Here is a 13,926-nt window from a genome sequence, read left to right as displayed (position 1 = left end):
CAGTATTAGAATTAACGCAACAATTTTCTCAATATCAGCAGCTATCAGCCGGAAGAACCATATTCGACGACCTGGAAGCAGCGATTGTTTATTTGGAGCAACTGCATAGATCGCAAAAAACAGTAGACGCAATTGCTCTTAATCAAACTCCAACTATAACCACAGATAAACCAAAGCTAAAAGATAATCTAAGAGCCGAGTTATACAAGTATTACAGCGCTGACTTGCAAAACTTATTAGTGACTGACCGAGATAAAGAAATTGCTATTAGGGCGCTATTAGATAACAAACTACCCCAAGATGTTGAAGAAATTCTCCAAGCCAGTCCAGCCGGATGGACACAAGATGAAGCCAGAGAATTGGTACTTATCGCTAGCAATCAACTGGCAACTCAAAAGTCAGAACCAGAACAGTCACTTGACCAAAAGCAGCGTATTGAATCAGAATTCTTAGCTGTAGCAGTGCCTATTGCTGTTGAGTTAATCAACTGGCAATTAAGAGAAAGCGGTGAGAATAGCCTTAGATTCAAACGTGCCACTCTGGAGAAACAGGGTAGAGAATTGGTATTTACCCATGATGAACGAGGTGAAATTTTTCGAGTGTCAGTCAACCGAAACCAGTCAGGTGAGCTTGAATATTCACCGATTAATGTGGGGTCAGTAGAAAGAGAAGATATTCAGCTTTGGCAAAAAGCAGAGCGCGTATTGCAACAAATAATAGAAGAAAAACAGCAACAAGAAAGAAGACAAAGTAAAGGGATCTCTCTCTAGGTGATGGCGCAACTCTTAACCGCTGCGCCCAATCAAGAGCAGTGTCTGCCACTGTCACAAATCCACCGTTGAGCCACCCAGATTGTTACAGGTAGCGGCAGACACAGGGCAAACGCATCTAAACTATAAGAATTCTTTAATATCAAGGGTTTCTGCGTTTTTTTAGTTAGCTTATTTTTTCGTCAAGATCCATCTCTAGCAAGGGTTTCAGGAATAACGTGCATTAGCCTTGGTAATATTATTTGAAACATTAATTAATGTATTTTAAGTGCGGAATGTGGGCTATAGTATTAGTAATTGTAATTACATTGTTTCAGATAGGTTAAGTTAGAGGATGTTTGAGAAGGGTCGGCTTGAGCCTCAAATGCGACTCAGAGGTGCGACTCAAATCCCATAACTCCGATTCTCTCGTAGCAGTTTCTCGGTAGCCAGGGTAGTGAAACACACGCTGGAGGACTTTTCAAACATCCTCTGAGTTAACCTGATACAAATTCAAAAGGAGCTAAAACTATGACAAGTCAATCACCGCAGCCACAATTCCAAGCTGCCGCCCTTGAAAATCTTATAGATATGAATGAGTTGGTTAGAATTTATAAGCAACTTTCTGATGCTAATTTTGATAAAGAAACTATGGAATATATGATAGCAAATGAATCAGCTGCTTTGGTAAGTTCTGTACTTAGATCTGAGGGAACCCAGCTTGTTGCAGCGATTGCTGAGAGAGCAGATAGAATATAGTGATAGATTGAATTGTCAAAACCTAATAACCCAAGTTGCGGGTTATGGAATACAAATTTACTACTGAATGCGATTGCACACTTCAAAGTTGTGGGAGCGCGTCGCGCTTCCACAACATTATCGAAATTTAAAATAAAAGTGACGAAATAAAAATTATTATTATATTTAAATTATTTAATGAATGCTTGTTGAAGGGTAAATGCCAAAATGAATGCTTGCAGCTTCAGTAAAAACCCTTCATAGGTACAAGCATGAATCGACTTTGGGAAAACATAAGTGATGCTACTAAACACTGTTTCAATGTAATGCCTGGTATGCTGCTTAATATACTGTTTCCACGGTTCATCTTGACGCTTGGAATTCTTTTTCCACATGACTTTTAAGAATATTTGGCTGCTGTGTTCAAGGTCGTCTTCAGCAGTATAATCGGTGTACGCCGAATCGCCATATACAACGCTTTGAGGCGATAGATTTAACGGTAAAGCGTTTAACGCACATACATCTGAAGCGCTACCTGGTAAAAACACAAATTCAACTAGAATACCGATTTTAGTAGTTAATAATTGGACTCTCACCTCATAGAAATATCGTTTTTTAGATGCTATGGGACTCCTATTTGATTTTTGAACAATCAAGCTGCCTAGAAGCTTGACATACAAAGCTTGACTTCTCAGTATACTGAGCAAGATTCAAGTAGGATTCTTATATATAACCTCTGTATTCCTTTGACTTGATTAACTTAACATTAAATATTGATTTTTCTAACATATCTGGGATCAATTTATGGTCTTTCATATAGCTACAAGCCTAATAATGATTACGTTTCACAGGGAAATTAAACAACTAACTGGCATTGAATATTGTCAGTGGCGTAAAGCTAGCCTCTAAAGAAATCATATTGCTTGTGCAATGTTGGTTTGGGTTAGGTTAAAGAATTTAGCCTATATAACTGGCTAAACTATTTATCAAATCAAGCATAACTTGCTTTCTAATTATTTAATTCAGCAACTGAAACACCCAAGTATTCTTATGTGCTTGGTTTTATTTAAATTGTCGCGTGTCAGGACTGCGCCCTGCCCACTATTTGTGCCAGTTGCGTAAGTACTCCATAATTATCTCGCCGATTTAGTTATCAAAATACCAAATTTTTGCTACAGAGGTGCTTTATCCATGCTACAAATAGATAAAAATAATTACTATCAAAAGCTTTTAACTCTTACTCTTTCAAATGCTTCAAATATACCCTTATACTCAAAACAATGGACAACAAATATAGCACAGAAAGTGCAGAATCAGGAGGATTTAAGACTATTACCATTAATTCTTCGTGAAGTTTATCAAAGTTACATGGAGAGTAATTCCAATCAACCAGAGTCAGTCAAGGTAGTTCATCATACTCGTGGTACTACAGGAAAACTTTTGTATCGTTATAGAACCAATGAAGAACTGCAATTTCTCTCAGAATTTTTTATCAAACTACAGGAAAGTAGTATTGATCAAGGTATTTCTCGGAAACGAATAATTCTCAATCAAACTGATGGACATCATGGTACTAGCATTCCTATTCCTACTGGAAATTTAGTTATTAATCTATCTAACGATTACTGGGGTATTTTGCATTTCATGGACATGGTGCAAAAACAATTTGATATAGCAGGTTGTGAGCCAAAAGCGAGTATAATAAGCGGTTTTAACTTATTCATTGTACTATGTACACTAGCACTAATTAAAAATGGTATTAACCCAAAAGACACAGATGTTAAACTAATTTTTTCTGGAGGATTTCTTTCATCTGCAAGTAGAAAGTTTATGAAAGATACCTGGGAAGCTACATTGATTGATAACTTTTCTCTTTCTGAAGTTTTTGGCTCGGCTCCATTATGTCCTATTTGCGAAAGGTACAGTTTTGAACCAACAGTTATTGCAGAGTTCCTTGATCCATTTTCAAAAGAACCAGTTGAAAATGGTTTAGCTGTACTAGTCTTAACAGAACTCTATCCTTTCGTTCGTTATCATCCCCTTGTACGCTATTGGACTGATGACTTAGTTTGGGTTGAAAAAAGTACTTGTGCTTGTAGACATCAGGTGTTTTGGCCAAAAGGGCGATTTTGTCACGCATTACTAGATTCAACCCTCAAACCTGAAACTATTCTTCTGACTTCCTTAGAGCTATTCGAGGCACTTGAAGAAACTCCTGAGATAGTTTGGACTCCCCCCCATCCCTATGAGTGGATTACTCAGATGTTTGGTTCTATTCCAAGGGGAAAACCGCATGTGTCTCTTTTTTTAGAACTTGAAGATAGAGGCAAGAAGCGCATTGTTCTGAATTTTGAATATCCATTTTCCATTTCATTTCATCATGACAATGTTAAAAAAGTCGAAGCGGAGCTTGCACAGAGATTATTACGCCACTCTCCCTCTCTTCAAAAAGCTACAACCCAGGGAGAATATGAACTTATAGTAAATGCTTGTCAAAAACTAAATGAAAACTTAGGTTACTTCTTCTGGTAAGGGAATTAGTAGGGTTAGCGCGTCTCAAACCCTATTGAAAGGTAGATTGAGGGACTTCCAAAAATTAAATTACTCAATTCCTGCATCTGAATAAGACTATCAGGTTTCTTCTCCTCCTGCTCCCCCTATACATGGTCATTTTTTCCCATTCCATGTATTACTTGGTGGATTCTTATACCTATCAATTTGTTTTAAATAGCTATACATACCTTTAATTCATTATTCAGCAATATTCTCAACAGATTTCATGTTCCATCAGTTAGTTTTACGCTAAAAATGTTGATAACCATTCTCATAAGGAGAATTACTGATCGCGAATCACTCTTTCTTTTCCACATCCCGTGAAAGGGAGCATCCCAATTTTGCAAAAAGAGGGGAAAAAGCCCAGATTATTCGCGATGAATCCTCGCGAATAAAAGGCGACTGTACATCGCCACCAGAATAGTTCAGAATTAATCATGTCCAAGAAGCATATCTTGTCCAATGACCCCGGAAGATAAAGAACTTTTAGATACCCACGTAAAAGCGATGCCTGCGGCGGGCTACGCCTACGCGAAGATTCTGTATAAAAACACGCCTTCGGAAAAAATAGAAACCTTTGAAGGCATAGAAACAGCCGTTCGCGATCAAGTTCTGGAACACGTCAGTCCAAAAATCGCCTTTTTTTTGTCGGAGAAAAGACTGGAATAACCAGAGGACGCAGCCGAACCATAAGAAGTTGTGTTGGTAAAATTGTCATCAGTACAAAACAAGCCTTAGGTCTGGGGATTGAGCCATATAGGAGATTTAGCCCCTTACTAGAGAAGTGCTGTTTATTACTGGCAGCCAATGAATCATTCCAAGATGCAGAAAAAGACTTAAAGGTGATGACGGGGATAAAAGTAGGTCATAGTACTTATCATCGCCAAGTCCAGAAGGTGGATACATCCCCTCCGAATGTCAAACAGAAATTAACAGAGGTGTGTTTGGATGGAGGAAAAGTACGGTTACGCTCTCAAGAGAAAGGAAAGCCTGCGTATTGGAAAGAATATAAAACAGGAAGATTACAGGGGATATATTACGGAGCATTCTTTCAAGACAATCTTTCCATGACGGATTGGGTCAACAGTCAAAACATCGGTAAAACTCTTTACTGCTTGGGAGATGGACATGATGGGATTTGGAATCTATTTGCTCTAATTGCCGATTCCGATATTCGTCAAGAAATTTTAGACTGGTATCATTTGAAAGAAAACCTGTATAAAATACAAGCTACCAAAAAATTTCTGGTGGACATTGAAGCCGAACTTTGGTACGGACAAGTTGAACTTGCAATTACCAAACTCAACAACAGTAAATATGTGGGAGCAACCCAGTTTATAAACTATCTACGTAAACACCGCCATCGGTTGGTAAATTATATGTATTTCCAATCTGAACAATTAAGCTCCATTGGTTCTGGAGCAGTGGAGTCAGCTGTCAAACAGATCGATAAGCGACTACAAATAGTTGGAGCTTGCTGGAAGTATGATTTCATACCACAGATGCTGTCTTTGCGTTGTGCCTACTTAAATGGCTTCCTAGCGCCTTCGTCCATGTAAAATAAATTTCACAAACAGAAACAATCTGTGTATTCGCGAGTTATGATCGCGAATAGATTTGTGTGTCTTTGTATGCCTAGACCAAAAGCCAACGATACGGAACTTGACAGAATAGCTCGGTTTGAGCGGATTAAAAAGACGATTACAGCCTTAGAAAAACAACAAGCACTTTTATTAAAGCAGGGTAATCTAGCTCCATCTGGGGCTTGGGTAGCGCGTTACCAAGTCCGGCAAAATCTGAAGAAATATTGGTACTATAAATTACAAGTGACTACTCCATACTTCCAATGTGCAACATCATCAAAACTGAGTAAATACAAGCATTTAGGCAAAGCTGGTACTCAAGAACATCTTCATGTAGTCATGTCTGCTTTTAGACGCTCTATTTGGGATGAGATACAGAGAATAATTTCTGCACTTGACGATTGCCTACTAGATATTAGTTCTGGATCTGAACAAGAAGAGGAAGAACCACAAGATTGAATTCCTATATTATTCGCGATGAAAACTCGCGAATAATATTTCTTCCTTTATTTTTGCAAAATTGGGATGCTCCCCCGTGAAAAATCAGAAAGTGATACACCCCTTCTTATTCAAAAAGTAGATTATCACATTTTGGTATTAGTGAGATAGGTTCAGGTTTTTGAAAAATTTCCTATTTTCTTCAGCTTTTCTACTATCGTAAATCTACTGACACTGCTAATATGCTATTAAATGCTGCTTTAAGCGAGCAATATTTTTGCAAATTCGCAAAGGTGAGTTGATATATTAACTCGCCAGTGCAAACGCACGTAAAAACTGAAACCCTTGCGGTACAAGGGTATTGATGAAAAAAGAGACTAAATGCAGCCCACCGAAAAAGAGACTGAAAAAGTTCAATTACTAAGGGTGAAATTTTGGAAACAGGTTTAGGGAATTATAGCTGAAAACCTTATTTTTCTTGGCGAATCTGGTATTAATTTATTTTTAGTACGATTGTTCGCGCGTGCCCCAAAAGGTAAAATAGCGCGAGGTGAGCGTGCTATTAAACGAAGAAAAAATGTCTCCTTAATTGGTGCAATTGGTTTCCAAGGTGTAATTACTCAAATTAGCTTATTGGTGCTACAGATGGACTTACCTTTGAGGCGTTTATCTCCCAAAAATTAGTTCCTAAAGTCTGGAAAGGAGTAGTTGTTGTCATGGATAATTGCTCGATTCATAAAGGTAAAGAAATTGAAGCAATGATTCAAGCGACAGGAGTAAATCTTATTTATTTACCGCCTTGCTCTCCCGATTTTTCACCCATTGAAAACTGCTGGTCAAAAATTAAGATTATACTAGGTTCTATTGGTGCTAGAAATTATCTTTCTTTAGCGAAAGCAATTGAACAAGCTTTTAATAAAGTGTCTTTAAAAGATATCCAAAGCTGGCTTACTCACTGCTGCTACTGTACCTCAGTAGACTAGGAAATGCTATAAATGTTTTGATTGTTCAAGCTATCTTGTTAGCTAAACACTAATGTATACATCATTTTCCAAAACTTTTGTAGGCTTTTATTTTGCTAAAAGTATTAGAAAGAGAAAAATTATGGATGGCCATAAAATCAACCAAATAGTAACCCGATGGGAGAGTCAAGGATTTACTTGTGAAATTTGGAAATCTCTTCCTGGAAAAGGTTGGTCACACCCAGGTCATGAAGCTGATGAGTTATTTGTACTTCTAGAAGGGGAAATGGAGGTTTCTATAGGAGCTAAAAAGTATCATTTACAAGTAGGAGAAGAATTTTTAGTTCCCGCTAAAGAACCTCATACAACAGTAAACATGGGTGGAAATACTAATCGTTTTTACTGGATACATAAATAAAAACAGTAGCTAACTCAGCAATAGTACTCGTAAAATTTCTTCAATTAATTCTATTGAAATCAAGAAGTAAAGGAAGATGGTTGATACAACACAATTTAACGCAAATAACCCTTCACTCCTCACAGATATCTGCACAGATCGTCCCCTCTCAAAAGACCAAATTGCACAATACCACAACGATGGATTTGTCATTATTCCTAGTTTCTTTGACCCTGAAGAAGTTGAACCGATCAAGCAAGCATTGGAAGCTGATCCGGAATTGGGGGGGGTATGGACAAAATGGGCCGATAGCTATGGTCACTTGAATCAGATAGTTGTTTGGACGGAGTTAGGAGATTCTCTACTTGGTGTTATTCCTCGTACAAATCGGATGGTTAATGCAGCCGAGATTCTGTTGGAAGGAGTGGAGTGTTATCATTGGCACTCAAAACTAATCATAAAAAATCCACATTCCAAAGCTTGGATTGAATGGCATCAGGGCTATGGGGGTTGGTATAACGATGGTTGCCTATATCCTCATTTCGTGACTTGCACAGTGGCTATTGACAAGCATAGTAAAGACAATGGATGTCTTCAGGTCGTCAAAAAATCTCAATTAATGGGTCGTCTTAATCATAAGATCGTTGGTGGGGATACTCTAGCTATAGATCCAGTATGGATGGAAAAAGTTCTGGAAAGACTAGACATTGTCTATTGTGAGATGGAACCTGGCGACGCACTGTTTCTACACGCTAACACAATACATTGCTCAGGAGATAACCGTACCGATTCTCCCCGAACAGCTATAACTTGTCACTATAATGCAGCATCGAACGAGCCATTCTGCTTGGAGGGGCGCTCACACCGTCGTTATCGTCCTTTGAAGCGACTCCCAGATACGTCCATTATTGATGGGAACTACACTTCGGTCTTGAATAGTCAGCTTATTATGGATCAGGGAAAAACATTTGAGCAAATCGTAGTGTACAGTGTCAAACCTGAAGAAGAAATAAGCTCCAAGAATTATACCTAGGTGGTATAGATTCAAGGTTCTTGAAATTCTTTAAATGTGATTTTCTCTCCTAGTGTAGTCATGGTAACAACAGACAAAATTATTCTCAACGACTGGCACGCTGTCGCAAGAGTTTCAGATTGTCAACCAGGTACTCTCAAGCAAGTTCGCCTGTTAGAGGAAAATTTATTGCTGTGGCGCAGTGATAGCCTGCAAGACTCGATACAAGTTTGGCAAGACAGATGTCCGCATCGCAGTGCCCGTCTGTCTCTGGGAAACGTCTCTGACAAGAATTTGGTTTGCCTCTATCATGGCTGGGAATTCGATCAAGCAGGTAAATGCGTTCGCATTCCTGCTCATCCAACACAGCAACCACCAATCAGTGCCTGTGTGAAAGTTTACCATTGTCATGAAAGTTGGGGTTTAGTCTGGGTGTGCTTGGGAGAACCCGATCAAGATATACCGCCGTTTCCTGAGTGGGATCAGCCAAGTTACCATAAAGTTTTTTTTGGCCCTTACTATTTCCGCTCTAGTGGCTTTCGCGTGGTAGAAAATGCTTTTGATGTGCCACATTTTGCCTTTGTGCATGATGGTAGCTTGGGTACGAGAAGCAACCCTGTTATCGAAGATTACGAGGTAACAGTAAATGCCGAAGGCGTAACCCTCAGTAACATTCATATTTGGCAACCTGATACTGATGGGATCGGGACAACTGGCAAAGTTACTTACTTCCATAAGATTTGTCGTCCCTTAACACTTTATACAATTAAAGAATTTGCAAAGGGTCGAGAAACAGGTTTATACACAATTTCACCCATCTCAGAGGAAGAGTCTATGGCGTGGGGCGTGGCTGCTTTTAACTACGAACCGGAGATGCTAGAGGCAGAGTTCCAAGCCTTTCAAGACAAGCTATATTGTGAGGATGCACCGATGGTAGAGTCACAGCATCCAGCACGTCTACCTTTACTTCCTCGTAATAACACAGAGGGAACAATGCTTCCAGAGACCCATGTACCTAGTGATCGTGGTTCAGTTGCCTACCGCCGATGGCTTAGAGAGCTAGGCATTACCTTTGGTGTTTGTTAAACATTCACAGCAAATTTTTTGATTAACTGTACTGTACAAACTTCTAACGCAAGCTAACCATATTTTATGAGTAAAGCAACAATCTTACAAGACCCTTATCCCACAAGATTAGTGAATTCCCAGCCCGAATTAATTTCTCGTGTTGATCCAGTCGTATGGACAGACAAGAGAGGTCAAGGTCCTTTAACTGACGAACAATTAGATTTCTATGAAGCCAATGGCTATCTCGTTATTCCACAAGTGTTCTCGTCAGAGGAAATTGATATCTACCGTCAAGAGATGCTTGATTTCAAAACTAACTTTGAAATCAAACAGCAAGATGTACGCGTCACAGAAACTGTAAAAATTGCCACAGAACCGGGAACAGGAGCATTGCGCTCAATTTATGAAGCTCACACAGTGACAAAACTCTTTGCTCGCTTATCCAGAGACAAGCGCCTCGTTGAACCCTCACGGCAGATTCTCAATGATGAAGTCTACATTCATCAAAGTCGCATTAATTTTCAGCAGGGTTATGTGGGGCAAGGTTTTTACTGGCATCAGGGTTTTGAAACTTGGCATTCAGAGGATGGAATGCCAAAAATGCGAGCTTTAACTTGTATGGTTTTTCTTGATAAAAACCTAGCTCAAAATGGAGCACTGATGGTCGTCCCTGGCTCTCACAAAAACTTTATCCCTTGTATGGGTAAAACCCCAGAAAAGCCTTGGGAACAGTCATTGTCTCAGTCGAAATACACGATTGCCCCAGACCAATCTATGCTTGCAGAAGTAATTAATCAACATGGTATTGAATACTGTTCAGGAGAACCGGGAACGCTCGTTGTGTTAGATTGCAATGTCTTACATGGCTCCCATAGTAATATATCGCCTTGGAGTCGATTGAATGTTCTATATGTCTATAACAGCATTGAAAATTCACTAGGATATCCTTATGAGGGATTAACCTATCGACCTGAACATCTAGCAACGCGAAACTCAATTTCTCCTATAGTACTGGAGTAGAAATAGTAAGAAAAAACACAAGAAAAGTATAAAGCCACAAAATGTAATTTGGTCTTCTTAACTCATCGATTCCAACAAATCAATAACGGCTGAAACGGCTGTCTGAATTGCCCCTTGAACCGAAGCATGATTAATAGCCAGATGTTCCCCGGCAAAAAAGACGCGAGGTTCCTGTTGAGGATAAGGCTGACCCAACACTCCTTGATATTGTTCATGTTCTCCTGGAGCAAAATAGGCATAAGAACCCGAGCCAATCTTGTTATTTTCATCCCAAATGCTATGAATAATATCATCAGTATAATCTTTAATTCGTTGATGGAGTTTAGAAACTTCTTCTAAAGTTAAATCGTTTTTAGTTTTCTCGTCTAAAGCCATAAATTTTCTTGAATTATCTTCCCAGCGATAGGCAGCAGTTAATACTGATGGCTGATAAGAAATATCTTTATCTTTGGCTATTAAATAAGATTGAGAAGACATATTATAATTTAATTGAGCATTATCGCAAGGATACCAACATTTTTCTATATTTAAATCGGTGAAACTTCCACCACCATAGATATTATCTATAAACTCCCAAGGACGAGACGTAGAATGTAATAAAGTTTTAGTGGCGCTACAGTAACCCAAGTTGTTAATGGCTTCCTGTTGTTGTCTAGGTAAAATAGGCTCAAAATTAATTTGGGATAAAGCAGTGGTAGGAACTGTACAAATGACATAATCAAATTTTGCATTTTGTTGTTCATTAAGCCGATTCCAGTAAATTTTAACACCTTGATCTATTAACTTTATTGTCGTGACTTTTGCTTCAGTATGGATGGCTCCTAAAATTCTTTTAAGCAAAGCTTTAATTAAAGTTTCCATTCCTCCAATTAGTTCGTATTGCTCAACTTTATACCAAGCAAAAAAATCAATCAATCCATTTAATAGAGATACTTTACTATAATGAATTGCGCCAGTAGTATGACCAAGTAATTCAAAAGCATCGGGAGAAAGATGAGTACGAAAATAGTCTGTAAGCGAAAAACTATCATATTTTCTAAGTTTGTTACTAGTGAAAATTGGTGCAAATAACTCCCATTTTTCGCGTTCAGAAAAAGAATTGATTAACTCTTCAAATAATTCTTCATAAATTACCGTAGGATCTTTGCTTTCATTAGGATTTAAATTATAAACAGAAAACAGTTCTTGATAACTACCTAAACAAGTTTTTTTGCCCTTCAAATAATAAAAAGCGGCAGGATTGTAATTAATAAAAGGTCTTTTCGGCAAATTAAACTGATTGATATAGTGTAAAGTACAACCATGACTAGCAGGAATTCGCATTGCACCTAATTCACCATAAGTACCATCGCTAAAATAATGAGTTTTAATTCTTCCTCCCAAACGAGAATTAGCCTCTAACAAAGTAACTTGATGGTTTAGTTTACTCAGTTCATAAGCACTTACGAGTCCCGCAATTCCCCCACCAACAATCGCAATTAATCTACGGTTACCGCCTTTGTCGTAGCGACTAAGAGAACCTGGATGACGATACAGACGATCAAAAGAAAAAGGTTGAGATAACTCTTGTGTATAGCGGTAAGGGTTAAACATCATAGCCATAATCAATCCTAGATCATTCGTGAGAGGTTAAGGTCAGATACCATTTGTCAATAAGCAATAATATTTAAAATATTGCTAAAATCGGGGTTATAAACAGAATTTTTGATCGGGCGAGCGTGTCATCTTGATACGCATCATTTATTCTTAACCCCTAACTTCAGTACAGCAGTCAACTTAATACCTCGGCTCTTTCCAAATTTTAAGCATAATTTTCAATTGACAAAAGTAAGATTATCTTAACCTCTCACCGATGATCATAGATTAATGAAACTTTAAAAAGAGGAGAAAAGGAAAAATACAGAAACCAAAGGTAAAATTTAAAATTTAACTTTAATCCTTATGCCTAATTGTTTGTTACATATTTATAACTTATCTACCAACTTACTTCATTTACATTACATGGAATATGCTATATATTCGTTGAGTACAAAATCTAGTCTTTAACTCATTTCATCTTTTTTTATTATCAACCACTTGAATAATAAACAATAATGTCACAAATTTTTACTAAAAATTTTGAACTTAAATGTTCTTTTGAAAAAAGAACATGGAAAGAAATTTCTCAAAAAATTTCCGATCTTCCCTTGCCTGGTATTCCTATTCGATTGATTTTAACTTCTGTTAAAGAAGAAACTCTAGGTTTTGAGGCTAGCTTTATTGCTACAGATAGACAGCCAACTTGGGCATCATTACTAAATATCAATATTCGTCAAAAGGCTTCTCACAAACCTTTTGTCGCTGTCAGTATTGTTCCTACAGGAGTAAGAGCAGAAATTGGTGGTTTTGCAGGAGATGCAACCCCCAGTACGAATTTATTAGCTTGTGCTTGCGACTATTTGGTGACAAATCCCAATGCTGTTACAGCCTCAGACCTTTATTTTGCAAAAGATAATGTCCTTTATTTAGAAGGAAATCTAATTTGTCATTTGCTACTAGGTAATATTGGAGTCATTCCAGAGAAGCGGAAAAATATTGCAGTAATTATTGAGAAACCCCAAGATGATAAATTTTTAAATAATGTTCTTAATGCTCTTAATAGCTTACGGGCTGTGGGGGGTATCAATGTTGATCCTGTCGTTGTAACGGGTGGTAGAATCGAAACTAAATGTACCTATTCCTCCTACGGTAATGCTTTAGGGGAATTTAAAGGACTAGACGAATTGATGAAGGCTTTAGATGTTGTAGAAAGCTCATCCGCTAGAGCAGTAGCTTTAGTGACTACTCTTCTAGTAGATGATAAAGTGCGTCAAGCTTACTATCGAGGCGAGTCTATTCCCAATCCTTGGGGTGGAGCAGAAGCAATTATGACTCACATGACCACTAATTTTTATCCCTTTACTGCTGCCCATGCTCCCTTATTAATGGAGTGGGAACATACAGGGTTTGGTAAACTGGTAGATCCGAGAGATGGAGCTGAGTTAATCTCTAGTGCTTATGTTTGTTCGCCTTTAAATGGTTTAATTAATTCCCCCCGCCCGGTCAAATTTGATACTCCTTTAGTAGCAGGTGAAACCAGAATATCAGTGGAAAATATTTCGGCAGTGATAATGCCAGAAACAACAGTGGGGAATATTCCTTTTTTAGCTTCATTAGACCAAGGTATTCCTATAATATTAGTCAAAGATAATACTACTAAATACAATATCACCTCCGAAAAGCTGCAAATTCAGACTCAAGGGAGAAAGATATATCTTGTCAATAACTACATGGAAGCATCAGGATTACTTCTTGCGTTACGTAATGCTATTGTGCCAGAAAGTACAACTCGCCCAATGCCACAGCTTACACCAATCTTCCTTTAAGC

At 38.1% G+C, this 13,926-nt stretch carries 12 protein-coding genes and 2 pseudogenes; 12 read left to right on the top strand and 2 right to left on the bottom strand.

What is annotated here, in order from left to right:
• Both ACFE90_RS10435 and ACFE90_RS10430 read left to right on the top strand, forming a co-directional pair.
• Window positions 1–770: pseudogene (locus ACFE90_RS10435) on the top strand (relaxase); the annotation flags it as partial.
• Between the two features lie 510 nt (window positions 771–1,280).
• Window positions 1,281–1,508 (top strand): hypothetical protein, encoded by a 228-nt coding sequence (locus ACFE90_RS10430; RefSeq protein WP_375500159.1) that lies wholly within the window; start codon window positions 1,281–1,283, stop codon window positions 1,506–1,508.
• 170 nt (window positions 1,509–1,678) lie between these two features.
• On the opposite strand, the gene ACFE90_RS10425 is transcribed toward ACFE90_RS10430, so the two are convergent.
• Window positions 1,679–2,083, bottom strand: coding sequence for a hypothetical protein (locus tag ACFE90_RS10425; RefSeq protein ID WP_375500157.1), 405 nt, complete (start codon window positions 2,081–2,083; stop codon window positions 1,679–1,681).
• A gap of 247 nt (window positions 2,084–2,330) precedes the next feature.
• Between ACFE90_RS10425 and ACFE90_RS10420 the strand changes: the two are divergent.
• From ACFE90_RS10420 to ACFE90_RS10380, 9 genes and pseudogenes are all read left to right on the top strand, one after another.
• Window positions 2,331–2,549: pseudogene (locus tag ACFE90_RS10420) on the top strand (transposase); the annotation flags it as partial.
• 129 nt (window positions 2,550–2,678) lie between these two features.
• Entirely contained in the window at window positions 2,679–4,019 is a 1,341-nt protein-coding gene (locus ACFE90_RS10415) for a hypothetical protein (protein ID WP_375500155.1), read from the top strand.
• A 528-nt stretch (window positions 4,020–4,547) separates the two neighbouring features.
• Window positions 4,548–5,599 (top strand): ISKra4 family transposase gene (locus ACFE90_RS10410; RefSeq protein WP_375500189.1). Its coding sequence is split into 2 segments (ribosomal slippage): window positions 4,548–4,679 and window positions 4,682–5,599, totalling 1,050 coding nucleotides; the frame shifts between segments, so codons are not numbered across the junction.
• 72 nt (window positions 5,600–5,671) lie between these two features.
• Window positions 5,672–6,082 carry a transposase gene (locus tag ACFE90_RS10405; protein WP_375500153.1) on the top strand — a complete coding sequence of 137 codons (411 nt, stop codon included), beginning with the start codon at window positions 5,672–5,674 and terminating at the stop codon, window positions 6,080–6,082.
• Between the two features lie 611 nt (window positions 6,083–6,693).
• The gene (locus ACFE90_RS10400) at window positions 6,694–7,044 is read left to right on the top strand and encodes a transposase (RefSeq protein ID WP_375500187.1); all 351 of its coding nucleotides are present in this window, start codon (window positions 6,694–6,696) and stop codon (window positions 7,042–7,044) included.
• A 52-nt stretch (window positions 7,045–7,096) separates the two neighbouring features.
• Complete coding sequence (locus ACFE90_RS10395; protein WP_375500151.1) at window positions 7,097–7,441, top strand: cupin domain-containing protein; 345 nt, start codon at window positions 7,097–7,099, stop codon at window positions 7,439–7,441.
• 76 nt (window positions 7,442–7,517) lie between these two features.
• Window positions 7,518–8,453, top strand: a complete 936-nt coding sequence (locus ACFE90_RS10390) for a phytanoyl-CoA dioxygenase family protein (protein ID WP_375500149.1) — start codon at window positions 7,518–7,520, stop codon at window positions 8,451–8,453.
• Between the two features lie 60 nt (window positions 8,454–8,513).
• Window positions 8,514–9,518, top strand: coding sequence for a Rieske 2Fe-2S domain-containing protein (locus ACFE90_RS10385; RefSeq protein ID WP_375500147.1), 1,005 nt, complete (start codon window positions 8,514–8,516; stop codon window positions 9,516–9,518).
• Window positions 9,519–9,584: 66 nt separating this feature from the next.
• Window positions 9,585–10,520, top strand: a complete 936-nt coding sequence (locus tag ACFE90_RS10380; RefSeq protein WP_375500145.1) for a phytanoyl-CoA dioxygenase family protein — start codon at window positions 9,585–9,587, stop codon at window positions 10,518–10,520.
• 57 nt (window positions 10,521–10,577) lie between these two features.
• On the opposite strand, the gene ACFE90_RS10375 is transcribed toward ACFE90_RS10380, so the two are convergent.
• Entirely contained in the window at window positions 10,578–12,122 is a 1,545-nt protein-coding gene (locus tag ACFE90_RS10375) for a flavin monoamine oxidase family protein (protein WP_375500143.1), read from the bottom strand.
• 491 nt (window positions 12,123–12,613) lie between these two features.
• On the opposite strand from ACFE90_RS10375, the gene ACFE90_RS10370 reads away from it, so the two are divergent.
• Complete coding sequence (locus ACFE90_RS10370) at window positions 12,614–13,924, top strand: DUF3326 domain-containing protein (protein ID WP_375500141.1); 1,311 nt, start codon at window positions 12,614–12,616, stop codon at window positions 13,922–13,924.
• The last annotated feature ends 2 nt before the right edge of the window (window positions 13,925–13,926 follow it).

The sequence above is a fragment of the uncultured Nostoc sp. genome (assembly GCF_964245445.1).
GTDB lineage: Bacteria > Cyanobacteriota > Cyanobacteriia > Cyanobacteriales > Nostocaceae > Nostoc.
Note: the sequence above shows the minus strand (reverse complement) of the source record. Positions and strands in the feature narration are given on the sequence as shown.